The sequence below is a fragment of the Curtobacterium sp. 320 genome (genome assembly GCF_031455235.1).
In the GTDB taxonomy this organism is placed as follows: Bacteria; Actinomycetota; Actinomycetes; order Actinomycetales; family Microbacteriaceae; genus Curtobacterium.
Genome location: NZ_JAVDSI010000004.1, coordinates 211,322 through 227,899 on the forward strand (window position 1 = coordinate 211,322; position 16,578 = coordinate 227,899).

General features: G+C 72.6%; 9 protein-coding genes and 1 pseudogene. All 10 read right to left on the minus strand.

The features are described 5' to 3' along the window. Nucleotides 1–76 precede the first annotated feature (76 nt). The 10 genes and pseudogenes from J2X60_RS07825 to J2X60_RS07865 all read right to left on the minus strand — a co-directional run bounded on the left by J2X60_RS07825 (nt 77) and on the right by J2X60_RS07865 (nt 16,550). Nucleotides 77–1,879, minus strand: a complete 1,803-nt coding sequence (locus J2X60_RS07825; protein WP_309887010.1) for an FHA domain-containing protein — start codon at nt 1,877–1,879, stop codon at nt 77–79. A 3-nt stretch (nt 1,880–1,882) separates the two neighbouring features. Next, nucleotides 1,883–1,951: pseudogene (locus J2X60_RS19045) on the minus strand (zinc-ribbon domain-containing protein); the annotation flags it as partial. After that, nucleotides 1,948–4,446 (minus strand): transglutaminaseTgpA domain-containing protein, encoded by a 2,499-nt coding sequence (locus J2X60_RS07830; protein ID WP_309887011.1) that lies wholly within the window; start codon nt 4,444–4,446, stop codon nt 1,948–1,950. The pseudogene J2X60_RS19045 and the gene J2X60_RS07830, both read right to left, overlap by 4 nt. Beyond that, nucleotides 4,443–5,858: a DUF58 domain-containing protein gene (locus tag J2X60_RS07835; protein WP_083294951.1), complete on the minus strand. Its 1,416-nt coding sequence runs from the start codon at nt 5,856–5,858 to the stop codon at nt 4,443–4,445. The genes J2X60_RS07830 and J2X60_RS07835 overlap by 4 nt, the downstream gene beginning before the upstream one ends. Continuing rightward, nucleotides 5,855–6,826, minus strand: a complete 972-nt coding sequence (locus tag J2X60_RS07840; protein ID WP_070416281.1) for a MoxR family ATPase — start codon at nt 6,824–6,826, stop codon at nt 5,855–5,857. Before J2X60_RS07840 ends, J2X60_RS07835 begins: the two co-directional genes overlap by 4 nt. Before the next feature lie 29 nt (nt 6,827–6,855). Continuing rightward, nucleotides 6,856–12,690, minus strand: coding sequence for an Ig-like domain-containing protein (locus J2X60_RS07845; protein ID WP_309887012.1), 5,835 nt, complete (start codon nt 12,688–12,690; stop codon nt 6,856–6,858). Beyond that, the gene (locus tag J2X60_RS07850; protein WP_071296246.1) at nt 12,663–14,075 is read right to left on the minus strand and encodes a serine/threonine-protein kinase; all 1,413 of its coding nucleotides are present in this window, start codon (nt 14,073–14,075) and stop codon (nt 12,663–12,665) included. The genes J2X60_RS07845 and J2X60_RS07850 overlap by 28 nt, the downstream gene beginning before the upstream one ends. A gap of 129 nt (nt 14,076–14,204) precedes the next feature. Continuing rightward, nucleotides 14,205–15,026 (minus strand): PP2C family serine/threonine-protein phosphatase, encoded by an 822-nt coding sequence (locus J2X60_RS07855; RefSeq protein ID WP_070416284.1) that lies wholly within the window; start codon nt 15,024–15,026, stop codon nt 14,205–14,207. Nucleotides 15,027–15,029: 3 nt separating this feature from the next. Next, nucleotides 15,030–15,938: a hypothetical protein gene (locus tag J2X60_RS07860; RefSeq protein ID WP_309887013.1), complete on the minus strand. Its 909-nt coding sequence runs from the start codon at nt 15,936–15,938 to the stop codon at nt 15,030–15,032. A 54-nt stretch (nt 15,939–15,992) separates the two neighbouring features. Further along, nucleotides 15,993–16,550, minus strand: a complete 558-nt coding sequence (locus tag J2X60_RS07865; RefSeq protein WP_309887014.1) for a hypothetical protein — start codon at nt 16,548–16,550, stop codon at nt 15,993–15,995. Nucleotides 16,551–16,578 lie beyond the last annotated feature (28 nt).

Genomic DNA, 16,578 nt, shown 5'->3' on the forward strand with positions numbered 1-16,578 from the left:
CCGGGGCCGACGACGCTCAGCCACCGAACTGTGGAGAGCGCTGACGATCACACCGCTGTGGAGGACTCCCCCACCGTCACTGCACGAGGAAGAACTGCTCCCCGATGTCCACCCGCGCGCCGCGCTCGACCCGGTAGCGGCGGCCCGGCTCGCAACGACGGATCGACCCGTCGATGTGCCGGACGACGGTGCCGTTGCCCGAGAACCGGTCGGACACCCACAGGTCGTCGCCGTCGCGCCCGAGCTCGAGGTGGGTCTTCGACACGGACTTGCCCGGGTCGTGGACGGTCAGCAGGTCGTCGAACCGTTCCCCGGGCTGGGGGCGCGGGAGTCGCCCGACGAGGCCGGTGCCGTGCACGCCGAAGCGCTCCCCGGTGCTGAAGTGCAGCACGAAGGGCGCATGGGTCGGGGTCGCGGAGACGATGCGGGTCTCGTCGACGTCGTCCTCGAGGTCACCGTCGGCGCTCGTCGGAGCGTCGATCACCGGCGGTACCGGGCGGGCGGCGCCGTCCACCCCGGGCAGCGGCGGCAGCGGTGCGGCGCTCGGCACCCCGATCGCGCCACTGTCCTGCGCGGAAGGTGCGGAGGACGGGACGGTCGCGGAACCGGGAGCGGGCGGGACGAAGGGTGTGCCGACGGCTGGTGACTCGGGCTCCGGGGCCGCGTGCAGACCGCGCGGTCGGAGCGGGGCGTCCCCCGCGGGTGCACCGTCGCCGCCACCGTTCACCCACGAGGGGAGCACACCGGCGGAGCCCTCGGCGCCGTCGTCGGCGACCGCAGGCTCCGGCAGCGCATCGCGGTCACGCACGCCGTCCGGAGCTGCCTCGTCCGAGACCTCGGCGACGTCGTCGTCGGTGAGCTCGTCGTCCGGAGCGTCAACCGCGTCGTCCGGAGCGTCAACCGCGTCGTCGGGAGTCTCGGCGGCGTCGTCCGCCGCCCAGTCGGGTCGGTCCATCGGGAGCGGCACGATGGGTCCGGTGAACGCCGCGGTCACGGCGGGCCGCACGGCGCCGCACTCGGCACAGAAGATGTCGTCGGGCTCGAGACGGTGCCCGCACACGTGGCACGTCGTCGCCTGCGAGCCCGGAGTGACCAGCGGCGCCGGGCGCGGCGGGCGTCGGTCGACCAAGGGCTCGACGACCGCGGTGTCACCGGGCTGCGGCGGGGAGACGACCGCGTCCGGAGCACCGGCGGTGTCGGGGGTCACGTCCGCAGCGTCCGCAGCGGAGTCGTTCGCAGCCGTGGATCGTCCGACCCACCACGAGGGCCCGGACGGCGCCGGTGCAGCGGCCTGCTCTGCTGGTGGCGCCCAGCGCTGGGCGGCTGGGCGCTCGGCGATGCGGGTGACCTCGGGGTCCTCCCCCTCTGGCGAGGCGGAAACCGCGACGGCGTTCGGGTCCGCCGCGTCGGCGTCGGACGGGTACGCGTCCGGGTCGAGCGGCGGCTCGGGCGGCTGCGGGGTGAACGGCACCTCCAGCGCACGCGGAGCGATCGGCTCGCCGGGCTGCGAGGGCTCCGACGGCTCCGACGGCTCCGACGGCTCCGACGGACGAGCAGGCTCCGACGAGCCGACCCCACGCGGCTGCTGCCCGGACCAGTCGGTCAGCCCGGAACCGCTCCCGTGCACGTGGCTCGGTGCCGTCCGGGGCGTGAAGTCGTCGGGACGCTCGACCGGCACGGCCGCGGGCTGCTGCTGGCCACCACGGTCCGCACCCGTCAGCCAGGCACGGGTCGCGGGGTCGAGGGTCGATTCGGGCAGCCAGGCCTCGGCCGCCGGGTCCTGGCGGCGTCCGTGCAGGTCGGGCTGCTGGAGCGGCGGCGGCGGTGCCTGCTCGACGGGGGGCGTCGCGACCGGGCGCCGACTCGCCGCAGCGGTCACGGCGCGTCCGCACTCACCGCAGAAGATGGCTCCGTCCGGGAGCGTCGATCCGCAGTGTTCGCATCTGATCACGTGTTCCGCCTGTCCTCACTCGGCCGTCCACGACGCTCGCCGGCCTGCACGCCATCGTAGTCGCGCCCCCCACCGGCTCCCTGGCCACCTGTGGAGCGTCGGCCCCGGGCGGTCACTGCGGAGGCGACCGATGCCCGCGCAGACCGGGTGGCGTCCACGACGCGGAGCGAGCGCAGGGACACCGCCGCGCGGATCCGTTCCTTGCGGGTCCGACCGGCCCGCAGGCTCGTGATCGCGTCGTCCGTCGCCGACCACATCCGGTCGGCAGCGGTGCCGTCGGCCTCGCTCGGCCCGAAGACGGACCGGTCGGCCAACGCCGCGAGTCCGGTGCCGCCCTCCCCCGGAGCTCCCACGACGGCCTCGCGGCGGGTCGCTGCCCGAGCGACGTCGTGACCCCGGTCGACCAGGGCGTCGCGGTACTCGTCCCACGCCCCGACGATCCGGGCACGTGGCGTCGGGGCACGGCGACGGCGACGACGACGGATCCGCTTGAGCAGCACGATGACGCCGAACGGCAGCAGCACGAGCGCGGCGAGCCCCAGCATTCCGAGGGCCCACGGCAGCACGGCGAGCAGGATCTGCAACCAGAGCGGCTGCACCGGCGGCGTGTTGCGGTCGCTCTGCGGCGGCGCCTGCTGCGACTGGTCCTGCTGCTCGGCCGGGGGCGGCGGCACGACCGTCTCCGGGCGCGTGACCGGCTGCGGCGTCTGCTGCTGCTCGTCCGGGATCTCACGGACGGCGGGGTTCGGGTCGATCATGACCCACCCCCACTGCGCCGTGTCGACCTCGACCCGCGCGGTGACGTCTGACCCGCGGAACGTCGTCGTCCCGCCCGAGGTCGCGCTCCGGCCCGCTCCACCGCCCGCGTCGCCGCCGGCGGTGAACCCCATGACCACGCGCGCCGGGAAGCCGAGCTGGTCCGCCATCAGCGCCGCCGCGGCGGCGTACTGCTCCTGGTCGCCGATCATCAGCGGCGACGTCAGGAGCTCCTGGATGCGATCGGCACCGTGCCCGGAACGACTCGCTCGGTCGTCGCCGACGCCGTGGCTGACGTACCCGTTGCGCTTGAGCGCCTGCACCATCGCCACGAGCTTGGCGCCGTCGGTGTCGGCATCGCCGGCATAGGTGTCCACGGTGTCCCGCACCGCGTCGGGGACCGACCGCGGCGTCGGCACCGAGGCGCTCCCCGGGCGTGCGGACGCGAGCTGCTCGTCCGTCGGTTGGTCCGGCACGACGGCGGTCAGGTCGTACCGGGTGCCGTCGCCGACGCCACCGACGACCGCTCCGGTCGCGGTGGAGCCGTTGTAGAAGAACGCGCCGCGCTCCTTCTCGGCCCCGGACCCGGTGAACTCGACCCGTTCGAGGTCGCCCACCGTCGGCAGCCACACCCCGCTGTACCCGTCGACCCGGACACCGACGCGCACGGTCGTTCCTTCGACGCCCCGGACGTCGACCGAGGTCGGGACGCGCTCGAAGGTCCCGGACGCCGTCGATCCGTCCGACCCGCCGACGCGGTAGACGACCCCGTCGTAGGTGTCGAGCGTGGCGATCCGGACGAACCCGTTCTCCGGCAGCCCCGTGACCGTGAGCTGCGGCGTGTTCGACGCGGTGTCCTCCTCGTAGGCGCGGAAGCCGCTGAGCGGACTGACGTAGTCCCGCGGGTCGAACGGCTTCACCACGTCGGTCCGCGCGACGGTCCGGCCGACGGTCGGCGGAGCGACGAGCCCCAGTCCGGTCGCGACGACCGCTGCGGCGACGATGGTCCCCGTCCCGACGAGCGCCGGCCGGATCACCGAACGCGCCACCGGCACGCGGGACCCGATGGTCGTCGCGACGGCGACGGCACGCCGCGCGTGCCGCACCGTCAGCGCCCACACCAGCGCGATCCCGGTGAGCGAGACGGCCGTCACGATCGACGTGTCGAGACGACCGGGTCCGACGACCACACCGGCCGCGAAGACCACCAGCGCCGGGATGCTGGCGAGTTCCTGCCTGGAGGCGCGGGTCGCCACGCTCACGCCGGTCACCGTGGCGACGAGCAACGTCGCGAAGTACGGCACGAGCAACGACTCGTAGGAGCCGACCGGCAGGCTGATGGTCACCAGCTGCTTCCAGCCGAGGGCGACGCCGGCGAACAGGTCGACGAGTCCCTGGCCGGTCGGCAGGACCCCGTTCGCCTCGCCCGGCACCGCGGCCGGCACGCCGGTGAGGGCGAACGCTGCGACCGTGGCGACGGCGACGACCGCGGTGGGCAGCCGGAACACCGTGCCCAGGAGCGCGACGAGCGTGCCGAACACCACCGCGGTGACGGCGGCGACGATCATCGCGTCGTCGCGGTAGACGGGCCACCAGGCGACACTCGCGACGGCGAGGACCAGCCACACCGCGAGCGTGCCACCCACGAGCCGGAAGGGCGAGAGGCGGCGGGCGACACGGCGGGCATCGCGCCGGACCGTCTTCCGTGCCCGGGTGTCCGGGCCCGCTGCGACGCTCATGCGGCCGACGCCGATCGGTGCAGTGCGTGGCGGAGGTCGTCGAGGTAGCCGATCGTCATCACCGTCAGGCCCGCCACCCGCAGGAACCGGGGCTGGGCCTCGGGCTCGCAGATCACCGCGACGACCTCGACGCCGACCGGGAACCGCGTCGCGGCGAGTCGCAGCGCCGGCAGCTCGACCGTCGAGCCCACGACCAGGAAGGCCACGGAGATGCCCGCGGTGTCGGTGCCGACGATGCGCGCGACCTCGGCGATCGGCAGGCAGGCGTCGGCGAGTCCGACGGACGCGAAGTCGTCGAGCAGGCGGGTGGGCGTCACGGTGGGCAACGGGTGCACGGCGTACACGGGGCGCTTGGCGAACTCCGGCGTCCGCTCCGACACCACCACGGTGACCTCGCGGCCGTCGCGGATCGCGCGTGCGCCGAGCGACGCTGCTGCGCTCACCGCGAGCTCGAACTCCTCGTCGTCGGCGAACTCGGCACGCGACAGGCCGAGGGCGACCACGAGGTGCGACCGCCGGGTGTCCTCGAACTGCCGCACCATCAGCGCACCGGACTTCGCCGTGGACTTCCAGTGGATCGTGCGGGGGTCGTCGCCGGGCATGTACTCCCGGATGGCGTGGAAGGCGATGTCGGACGGCGACAGGTCGGTCGTCGCCTGCCCCTCGAGGTCCCGCACCAGTCCGGTGCTCGTCGACGGGATCGCGATCGTCCTCGGGTGCACGATGACCTGCTCCCGGGCCGTCCAGACGATCTCGCGCCGGACCAGGCCGACCGGGTCCGCTCGCACACCGGTCACCGGACCGACGTCGAGCACACCGCGCCGGACCGTCGGCACCGGGACCTCGCGCTCGAACGTGCCGCGCGGGCCGATCGACGGGATCGCCACGTCCACCAGCCCGGACCCGACCGGCACCTCGACCGTCGTCGGGACCGAGGGGAACCGCACCGGGTTCTCCGCCGTGACCACCACGCCGGCGGCATCGCCCACCGCCACCCGGTGCTGCGGCAGGCGCATCCGGATCACGAGCCGCGAACGGCCGATGAGCGCGACCGCAGCGACGACGACGAGGAGCGCCCCCGCGAAGCCCACGACGACGACCTCGCGCAGGCCGAACCGGTAGCCGAGCACGAACGCGACCAGCGTGAGCGCCGCGACCGTCCACCCGAGGCCGGTGACCACGGACGAGACCTCTGCCCACCCACGCTTGACGAGCCTCCAGGCCGTCGACCAGGCCCTGGCGAGACCGACGACCGCGTCCGCTGCCACGCCGTCCCGGTCGCCCACCAGGCGCGTCCGGACGTTCGTGAGGCCGGCGACCGTCCCGGTGCGCTCGTAGGCCGTCGAGCCGCGACGCGACCGCGTCGAGGACGGACGGCGCGAGCGCGTCGAGACGGGCCGGCGGTCGGTCACGACCCGGCCCGGTCCGCCGGCGGCGGGGTCTCGACCAGCAGCTGTGCGATGACGCTCGTGGCGCTGACGCCGTCGAACTCGGCCTCGGCGTCGAGGACCAGGCGGTGCGCGAGGATCGGCACCGCGAGTGCCTTCACGTCGTCCGGCGTGACGTAGTGGCGACCGGCCAACGCCGCGAAGACGCGGGACGCGCGCATGAGGCCCATCGCACCGCGGACGCTGACGCCGAGCCGGACCTCGCTCGCCGAGCGGGTCGCGTCGACCAGTCGGGCCACGTAGTCGGCGATCACCGGGTCGACGTGGACCGAGCGCGCCAGCGTCGCCATCTCGGTGATCGTGGCCGCGGGCACGACACTCGCGAGCGGCACCGAACTCGACGGCGCCGAGGACGTCTCGAGGATCTTCACCGTCGCGGCGTGGTCCGGGTACCCGATCGACGCCTTCATGAGGAAGCGGTCGAGCTGGGCCTCCGGCAGGCGGTACGTGCCGGCCTGCTCGACGGGGTTCTGGGTCGCGATCACCATGAACGGCGCCGCGAGTCGGTGGTTCACGCCGTCGACCGTGACGGCGGACTCCTCCATCGCCTCGAGCAGGGCCGACTGGGTCTTCGGGCTCGCACGGTTGATCTCGTCAGCCAGCACGATGTTCGAGAAGATCGGGCCCCGGTGGAAGTCGAACTCCTGGGTCTTCTGGTCGTAGACGCTGATGCCCGTGATGTCGCCCGGCAGCAGGTCCGGCGTGAACTGGATGCGGTTCGTCGAGCCCTGCACGCTCTGGGCCATCGCCCGCGCCAGGCTCGTCTTGCCCGTGCCGGGGACGTCCTCGAGCAGGAGGTGCCCCTCGCTGAGCATCGCCGTGACCGCGAGGCGGATCACGAACGTCTTCCCGAGGAGCACCTGCTCGACGTTGGTCACGATGCGGCCTGCGACGTCGGCGAACCAGGTGGCCTGCTCCGGGGTCATGCTCATGCGGTGTCGTTCCTCGTTCTCGGGGATGGTCAGTTGCCGCCGGCAGGCGTGATGCGGAACTCGCCTGGCCGAGGATCGGTGATCTTGTTGACGGTAGCGGTGACCCGGATCGCGTCGAAGCCAGCAGGCACGGTGTCACTGAGTGAGTACTTGCCGGCGTTGTCGGGTTTGTCGTCGGTGCAGCTGTACCCACCCAGCAACTGGCCGGTGCAGTACTCGACCTTGTACGTCGGCACGAAGTCCGGGCTCGCGTTGCCGTTGTTGTCCGGAGCGTTGACGACGGGCGTCTGGCCCTCGACCGCACTGACGACCGTGGCGTGGGTCGTGAATGCCGTGCCCTTCGACGGCTGACTCGAAGAGCAGTAGTCGCCATCGGTGGCACACGCCGTGAACACCACGCTCGTCTCGATGCCGTTCCCGGCGCCCGCGCCGAGCGACGTCGAGCCGTTGAAGCGCACTGGAGTGCCGCCGTTCACCGAGTAGTACAGGTAGCGGGCCGAGCCGCCGTCCGCAGTGATGTTCACGACGTAGTCCTGGGGGTTGCGGGGATCGGGATCGACACTGACGTTCCCGGTCGGCGCGTCAGGTGTCTCGAACCCTTCCACACTCGCCGGCTGGGACGGCGTGCAGAACAAGCCGTTGTCCGCGTAGGCCACGTAGCGGTACGGACTCGTGATCGTGTCATCCGCACTGCTCTGCGCCCAGACCTTCTCTGCCCCGGCGGTCGAGCAACCAGACGGGATCGGCGTGCTGGCTGCGTACTTCGCGATCTTCCAACCCGCAGTTCCGCCCGCCCAGTTCGACTCGGTCGCGTTCAAGGAAACGGCCGTGCTGGATCCGCGGCGATCACCCGTCGCGCTCAGGTTCGGTGTTCCCGGCGCGCCCACCGCGGAGCCGGTCGCCGAAGCCGAGTTCCACTGCACCACGGTCCCGTTGCGGTCGGCGCCGTTCCGGGCGGACACCGTCACGGTGTACTGCGCCCCGCTCTGCGCCCCCGTGAAGGACGTGTTCGTGGCCGTGCCCGTGCTGCGGGTCGTCGACAGGTCCGGCCCTTCGATCGAGACGACGTAGTTGTCCACGGCGCTGCCGTTGTTCGGCGCCGCGACCGCGTTCCAGGTCACGTCGAGCTGGTTCGGCGTGCTCTTGCTCGGGGTGACGCTGATGCCGGTGGGCGGCGCGGGGACGAAGTCAGCGCTGATCGGCGCGGAGTTCGCGGAGGCAGCCGAGTCACCGACGGCGTTCGTGGCCACGACGGAGAACTGGTACGAGCCCTTCGGGTCGAGCCCCTTGATCGTGCAGACCGTCGCCGTACCGCAGTCCTTCGACACCCCGTTCGTGCCCTGCAGGCGGTACCCGGTGATGGGCGAGTTGTTCGCCTGCGGCGTCGACCACGTCAGGGTCGCCTGCCCGCCTTCGTACGAGCCGGTGCGGGTGGGAGCACCGGGCGCGTCCGGAACGTCCTGCACCGAGATCGTCACGTCGCCCCACACGTACCGGTCCGGATCGTCGGTGGCGTCGGCGACCTGGTACTGCAGGTGCGTGTCGACGGGCTTCGCACTGTCGGAGACCCTGACCTGCAGCCGCGACTTGTCGGCGCTCGGCGTGACGGTCACGCCGCCGGGAAGCCCGCCGCCGAGGCCGCGGATGTTCACGACGCGCAACCGCTGGCCGGGGAACGGGTTCGTCGGCTGGTCGTTGGCGAGGACGTCGATCGTGGTCGTCTGGCCACGCTTCGTGACCGACTTGTCCGCCCCCGGCTGCACGAGCGGCCGCGTCGAGGCGACGACGTCGACGCTCACGACCCCGGACCGGCCGGCGTTGGCGTCGTCGGCGACCCCGATCCCGATCGAGGCGGTCGTGTTCTTCTTCGCGGTGTCCGCGACCTTGATCGTCAGGTTCTGCCCGCTGATCGTGGCGGTGGTGCCGTCGCTCGGCCTGCTGACGACGGAGTACTTGAGCTCGGGGAGGTCCTGCGGGTACGGGTAGTCGGTCAGCTTGCTGAGGTCGATCACGCGCGACTCCCCCGGCTGCATGTCGACGGCGGAGCCGGTGAACGCCGGCGGCTGGTTGGACCGGGGCGTGACCTTGACCGGCAGCACGAGCGTCGCGACGCGTCCCTTGCCGCCGTTGGCGTTCGAGCCGTCGGTGACCTCGAACGAGATGGAGGCGTTCCCGTAGTAGAGCTTCGACGAGGTGAACTGCAGCGTCGAGGAGTCGACGACGAGGCTCTGCCCGTTCGCGTGCGTCGCCTTCACCGTGCCCCGGTCGGTGATCTTGGCGGTCTGCCCGTTCGCGGTGACCACGTACTTCGACAGCGGGATCCGGACCGTCGCTTCGCTCTTCACCGTGATGGCGCCGGCGGTCCGGTTGACTTGCGGCAGGGCGTCGTCGAAGCCGGGCACGTGGATGAACCCGTAGGAGACGATGTCCGGGTGGTCGACGCGGGCGACCGAGAACGGGATCACCTGCGAGTCGTCGGAGAGCCGGACGACGATGCGCCCGTCGTCGGTGGTGCGGGCGTTGTCGCCGTAGCCGTCGACGACACCGACCTTCAGGTCGGCCGTGGTCCCCTCGGCGAAGAAGACGTTCTCGAGGACGTCGACCGTGACGCTCTGCCGGTGCAGGATGTCCTGCAGGTCGAGCGTGGTGTCGTCGACCTCGGGCCGCAGCGGCTGGGCGTCGGGGTCGACCGTGACGGTGAGGAAGGCCGTGCTCGCCCCGCCGTTCTCGTTCGTCACCGTGTACAGCACCGCGTAGTCGCCGTTCTTCGCGGTCTTCGGCGGTGTGACCCGGATCTGCTGCTTCTGCAGGATCTTGGCGGAGACCGACTCGGCGGTGGGCTCGGCCTTCGTGACGGTGAGCTGGCCGCCCTCGGGGTCGGAGTCGTTCTGCAGGACCCGCACGGTCACCGAACCGCCGGGCCGGATGGTCACGTGGTCGGCTTCCGCGACGGGGTTCGACGCCTGTTCGGCGCGGGGTGCGATGCCGACGCGCACGGTGCCGGTCGCACGGGCGCCGAGCGCGTCGACGACGGTGTACGTGAACTCGTCGGTGCCGGCCGAGTAGTCGCCGGCCTCGTACGTCAGCGAGTCGGACGACACGTCGGCGACGGAGCCCTTGTCGGGGTTCGACGCGACACCGACGAGCTGCACCGAGTCACCGTCTGGGTCGATCCCGTTCAACGGGATGGACACCCGGACGGACTGCCCGGCGACGACCCGCGCGGTCACCGTCTGCGGGACGGGCGGGTTGTTCGTCGCGGCGTCCTGCTCGCGCACCGAGATCGAGACGGTCGCGTCGGCGTACTGGCCGTCGGGCCCGGCGACCCGGTACACGGCGGTGTAGTTGCCCGGGGTCTTCGGGGCGAGGTACCGCAGGTGGTCGCCCGAGACGAACAGCAGGCCACCGTCGCCGGGGACGTTCTGCACGAGGTCGGGCTGCAGCGTGAGCGGCTCCCCCTCGGGCTGGGTGTCGTTGTCGAGCACGTCGATGTTCGCCACGTCGCCGACCCGCACGGTCGCGGTGTCCGGCTGCGCCACGGGCGGCTGGATCCGGTCCGGCTTGGGGATCTCGACGACCGTGATCGTGCCGGTCGCCGAGGCGAGTCCGTTCGTCTCGGTGTAGCCGAAGGAGACCGGACCGTCGAGCGGCGCGGTGAGCGTGACCCGGACGGTGTGCTGGTCGAGGATGCTCGCCTCGACACCGGAACCACGACCCGGACCGTCGAGCGCGGTCACGAGCAGCACGCCGCCGGCCGGGTCGATGTCGGTGGCGGTGACGTCGGTGTCCTTCGTCGACAGGGTGTTGACGAACACGGTCTTCGGCGTCGTGATCGGCGCGGTCGAGGCGTCCGGCGGGGCGAGGATCGTGACGCGCACGATGCCGCTCGTCGTCTTCGTGCCGTCGGTCACGGTGTACTCGAGCTGGTGGTCCCCCGCGCCGGCGCCCTGCACGCGGAACGTGCCGGAGTCGTAGCTCGGGGTGACGGTGAGGCCGGTCGACGACGACACGCTCGTGAGTGTGACGGTGCCGTTCCCGCCGCGGACGTGGTCGAGCGGGTCCACCGTGAACGCCTTGCCCGCGTACCCCTGCACGGGGAACGGGTCGGCGTAGAGCGGCACGCTGCCCTGCTTCGCCACGTGGACCGTGACCGAGCCCCGACCGTCCGCACGCCCGTCGCTCACGACGAGCTGCACGGCACGGTCGCCGGTCCGCGCGCTCGCGTTCCGGTAGTCGAGCAGCCCGTCGGGCGTCGTCGACACGCGGTCCCCGTCGGCCGCGGTCGCCGACTTGAGGTACACCGGGTCGCCGTCGGGGTCGACCCAGTCGCCGAGCACGTTCGAGACGACGTGCCCGTTCTGCACGACGTCGGCCGAGGTGTCGCGGACCTGTCGGGGCGGGTCGTTCTCGGAGTCGGGGCGGACGGTCACCCGGACGGTGGCGGTGTCGGACCCGCCGTTGCCGTCCGTGATCGTGTACGGGAAGGAGACGGTCCCGGTGGCGCGGCCGGACAGCGTGATCTGCAGGCGCTGGCCGTCGCCGACGATCGCGACGTCGCCGACGGCGTCGTCGATCTTCCCGACCTCGCTCACGACGATCGGGTCGCCGTTCGGGTCGTAGTCGTTCAGCAGGACCGGGAGGCTCGTGGTGCGTCCCGGACGAGCGCCCAGGTCGTCGTCGACCGCCACCGGCGGCTTCTGGTCCTTCTCGACCTCGGGGTCGTCGTCGGACACCTGCTCCTGCTGCTGGTCCTCGTCCTTCTTGATGAGGTCGGCCCAGTTGTCGATGAGCTGTCCGCTCCGGTCGATCGCCCAGGAGCGCCCGCTCTGCGGGTCGTTCGCGACGACCGTCTCGCCGTTGTGCAGGATCTGCAGGTCACCGGTGCCCGCGGTGCTCGCGAGTCGCTGCAGCCCGGAGCCCTTGCAGGTGTCGATCGCCTGCCCGCCGGCCCACGCCGCGTACGTGCAGGACCCGACGACCATCGGTCGTGCCGCACGACCGGAGACCTGCATCGCAGTGCTGCTGACGTCGCCGGATGCCGAGACACGGACGAGCCCGGCGGTGCCGGCGACGACGACCTCGGACGAACTGTCCGTCGAGTGCTGCAGGGCGGGCGCACTGCCGACGCGGTCACCGAGGTCGACCGTGCGACCGTCCACCGACATCCGGCCCGAGCTGCGGTCGAGCACGGCCAGGTGGTCCCCGAAGGACGCGACCTGGAAGTCGTCGGCGCGGTCCATCTTCACCGTCCACCGCTTCGCGACCGTCGGCGTGGTGCCGACGTCGACGAGTGCGGCGGTGCCGGTCTTCGGCGAGTAGACGGCGACGTGGTCGTCCGAGGCGTCGAAGACGGCGTCGGCGCCGAGCGTCAGGTCGGCCTTCGTCGACGCGTCGAACTCGCCGAGGTCCTTCGCCGGGGTCGCCCAGAGCTCGCCGGTGTCCCCGTTGCCGATGACCGCCGTGGAACCCGCGAAGAAGACCTGCGGCGTCCCGGCCGGCAGCGTGACCGGGTCGGCCACCGTGGCGTCGGCCACGTCGACCTTCGCGACGGTGCCCTTCGTCTCGTCGACGCTGTACACCGTGGAGCCGCGCTGCAGGACGGACAGGTCGTCGCTCGCGGTCTCGACGGCGGTGTTGAGCTGCAGGACCCCGGTGTTCGCCCGGCCGACCGCACCGTACTCGGCGGACGGCACCCACACGGTGCCGTCACCGAGGTCGACCCGCTGCGTGTGGTACCCGGTCGACGCGATGGCCGCGGTGGCGACGACCGCGCCGACGACGACCGAGGCGCCGACCGTCACCGCTGCGGACCGGTGCTTGGCGAGGAACGCCCGGATCACCCGGCGCTCCCGATCGTGGCGCACTTCTGGGCGCTCGCGACCCCGGTCTTGCCGTCGCGGTTGACCGCGACGGCGATGCACTCCTCGTCGCCCTTCTGACCCGAGACGACGAAGCTGGTGCCGGTCTGCTGGCTCGCCGCACCGTTCGACGAGATGACGTAGGTGTCCCCCGTGCGCAGGCCCGGGTCGGCCCAGGTGAAGGTCACGGACGACGGGGACGGCTCGGCGCGCACGTCGGCGACCACCGGGATCGCGCCGGAGCCGAGGCGACCGATGACGAGCACGGTGGCGACGGCGAGTGCGGCGACCACCACGACCGCGATCGAGGTCGCCCAGACCAACGTCGACCGTGTGCGGCGGCGGGCGCGCGTGACGGAGCCGGTGCGGTGGACGGTGCCGACGCTCTGCGCCGCGGCCCCCGCCGATCCGCCCTGCAGCGCCTTGCGCGTGCGACGACGTGCACCCACGCGGGTGGGGGGCTGGAGCTCGCGGATCATCGTCCGGTCACCGTGCGGGGTCGGCGTCGCGACGGCCCACGCCTCGACCGCGACGTCCGCCGAGGTCTGCGGGATGCCGAGCTCGGCCTCGACCTGCTGGAACCCACGGACGAGCTCCATGACGGTGGACGGCCGACCGGCGACCTTGCGCGACATCGCGGATGCGAGCAGCCGCTCGAGCGACGGCGGGACGTCGGTCCGCCCGGTGGGCTTCACACCGCCCTTGTCGATGCGCCCCATGAGGTCGGCCGCGCCGTTCTTGCCGCCGCGGACCTCGAAGGGACTCCGGCCCGCGAGCAGGGAGAACACCGTCGCCGCGAGCGAGTAGACCTCGGACTGGATCGTGCCGCGGGACTCGTCGATGAGCACCTCGGGCGCGGACCACGGGATCGACATGCCGATCGGCTCGTCGGGGTCGGCCTCGCCGATGGTCGCCGCGATGCCGAAGTCGGACAGCACCGGGTTGCCGTACGCCGTGAGCAGGATGTTCGACGGCTTGATGTCGCGGTGCAGCACGCCTTCGCGGTGCGCGGTCTCGAGCGCGGATCCGATGCGGATGCCGATCGCGAGGACCTCGGACACGGGGATCGGCTCACGGCGGTACCGCTCGCTGAGGGATGACGAGCAGAGCTCCATCACCAGGTACGGCCGGCCGTCGGAGGCCACGCTCGCCTGGAACACCGTGAGGATCGACGGGTGCGTGCTGAGTCGCGCCATGAGGTTCGCCTCGGCCTGGAACATCTGCCGGACGCGGTCGTCCACGACCTCGTCGAGCAGGACCTTCACGGCGACCTGCCGGCGCGGCATGTCCTGCTCGTAGAGGAAGACGTCCGCGAAGCCACCGGAACCGAGGACGTGCACGGGGCTGAAGCCCGCGATGACGGGCGGGGTGGACGGCAGGCGTCGCGCCATCGTCCCCTCCTCCCCGGCCGAGCGGCCAGCTCTCTCGTCACGGCCATGCCATTGTACGAACCGTGGGTGACCGACATTCCGCACACTGCGCGCAGCCCGAGGTCACCCGTCCCCCAGTTCGGGGGGCACTCAGTGCCGCGGCAGCGTGTCCTCCACGTCGCCGTCGTCCGGGGCGTCGTCCACCTGGAGGACGACGACCGTCACGTTGTCCCGACCGCCCGCGACGACCGCGTCGCCCACCAGACGCTCGGCGAGGTCCTGCGCCGCCGGCACGCGTGCGGCGATCCGGGCGATCCCGGCGTCGCCGAGTTCCTTGGTGAGCCCGTCCGAGCACACGATGTACCGGTCCCCCGCACGGAGCGGCAGGGTCCACCAGTCCGGCTCCGGCGGTTCGCCGAAGCCCACGGCCCGCGTGATCACGTTGCTGTCCGGGTGCCGCTCGGCGTCCTCGGCGCGGAGGAGGCCGGCGTCGACCATCTCCTGCACGACCGAGTGGTCGACGGTGACGCGTCGGAGGACGCCGCCCTCGATCCGGTAGGTCCGGGAGTCACCGACGTTGAAGACGAGTGCGGCCGGCTGTCCCTGCGCGGCGACGAGCGCGATGCCGGTGACGGTCGTCCCGGCGCCGATCGCGTTGCCGCCCGCTGCGCGCTCGATGTCGGCGGTGGCGAGCAGGAGCGCCCGCTGGATGGACTGCCGCGTCGTGAACGCGCTCTCCGTCGCCTGCTCGAGGCGGCGGACCACGGCGTCGCTCGCACGGTCGCCCGCGAGGTGGCCGCCCATCCCGTCGGCGACGACGAAGAAGGGCGCCCCGACGATGTAGCTGTCCTCGTTGTGGTCACGGCGCCGACCGACGTCGGTCGCGGCTCCCCACGAGAGCGTCAGGGTGGCGCCGTCGGCACCGGGGACGTCGATGGCGTGCGCAGTCGCTGCTCGGCCGAGTTCGGTCACGTTTCAGGATCGCTCTCTGGGGGTTCGGGGCGTGCCGGCGGGTGGGTCGGTCGGCCACGTGGGAAGGGGTGGGAGGTCCCTCGACGACGGTGCGACCCGCAGGTGTGGCGAGAGGACCTCGATCACGTTGCCGTCACCGATCTCGACAACCGTACCCGTCAGCACGACGTTCGACGCACCCGCCGGCATCCGGAACGGCGCCGACCCGGCGGGCCGCACGACGGTCCCGTTGGTGGACCGGAGGTCGTCGACCACGGCGGCTTCGCCCTCGGCGTGCAGCATCACGTGCGACGACGACACCTGGCCGCTCGACGACGGGACGGACACCAGTTCGGGAGCCGGACCGCGCAGGATCCGCGGCAGCGCGGGCCGCCGGCCGACGATGACGGGGTGGTCGAGTCGGATGACGCGGTCACCGATCCGCACGGACGGCACCCTGGTCGTCGGTGCGGGGACGTCGGACGGGAGGCGCGGCTCGCCCCCGACGGGCGTCCCGCCCTGGGTGGTGGGGTGCGTCCGGGCCCCGACCACGGTGTCGTCGATCGAGCCGCCCTCCGGGCGCGGCGCGCGACCGGGCCGCAGCACCGTGTCGTCGAGGGAACCGGTCGCCGGAGCGGCAGGCGCACCCGGCACGGGCGGCACCGGACGGATCACCGTGTCGTCGATGTCCTGCGCTTCCGAGACGCCGTGCACCACCGGCGCGGCCGGCAACGGCGGCACCGGACGGATCACCGTGTCGTCGACCGAGTCGGCGGTCGGAGCGCCCGGGAGTCGGGATGCACCGGGGACTGGCGGGACCGGACGGATCACGGTGTCGCCCAACAGGTCGTCCACCGACGCGTGCACCGGTTCGTGGGACGCGGCGGCGCGGGGTCGACGGACGACCGTGTCGTCGATGTCGTCGTCGCGCACCCGAGCCCTCCAAGCGTGGTCGAGACAACCGTAGACGATCCTGTCCGCCGACCGTCATCCACGGTCCCACGCGGGACCGCTCCCCGCCCGGACCGAGCGCAGCACCAGGCCCGCCAACGGATCGTCCGCCCGGGTGTCGAGGGCGTGCTGCGCCCGCGTCTGTGCCCGCGCGGCGGACCCGAGCGCCCAGGAGCACCACGCTGCGACGGACAACGCCCCCGCGGCGCCGGCAGCCGAGTCGGCCGACGGGTCCTCCGCACGCCAGTGCCGCCAGGCATCGGCGCACCGATCGCCCGCGGTCCGGAGTCGCGCCCGGTCCGGCTCGGGACCGAACCCGCACAGCGCCGGCGGTGTCGGGTCGGAGAAGGGGTCGAAGGCGGTCACCGCGCGGGGTTCGATCGGCCCGGGCTCGGCGAGGAACCGGATCACCGCGAGCCGGGTCGCCAGTGCTCCGCACGCCGTGACGACGGCGATCGACGCACCACGCGACGACGGTGCGTCGCCGGGCGCGACGAGGGCCGCGCAGGCGGCGGGGAGGGTGACGGCGGCCGCGATCTCGCGCGGATAGCGCACTGCGGCGTCGGGGTGGCTTCGTGTCGTGACGGGGATCATGCACGTCATCGAAACGCACGCCGCGCCT

Bases quoted from the DNA above. Each gene is read 5' to 3' on its own strand.
- J2X60_RS07865 (WP_309887014.1), bottom strand. From the start codon at position 16,550: ATGATCCCCGTCACGACACGAAGCCACCCCGACGCCGCAGTGCGCTAT.
- J2X60_RS07830 (WP_309887011.1), bottom strand. From the start codon at position 4,446: ATGAGCGTCGCAGCGGGCCCGGACACCCGGGCACGGAAGACGGTCCGG.
- J2X60_RS07850 (WP_071296246.1), bottom strand. From the start codon at position 14,075: ATGGCGCGACGCCTGCCGTCCACCCCGCCCGTCATCGCGGGCTTCAGC.
- J2X60_RS07840 (WP_070416281.1), bottom strand. From the start codon at position 6,826: ATGAGCATGACCCCGGAGCAGGCCACCTGGTTCGCCGACGTCGCAGGC.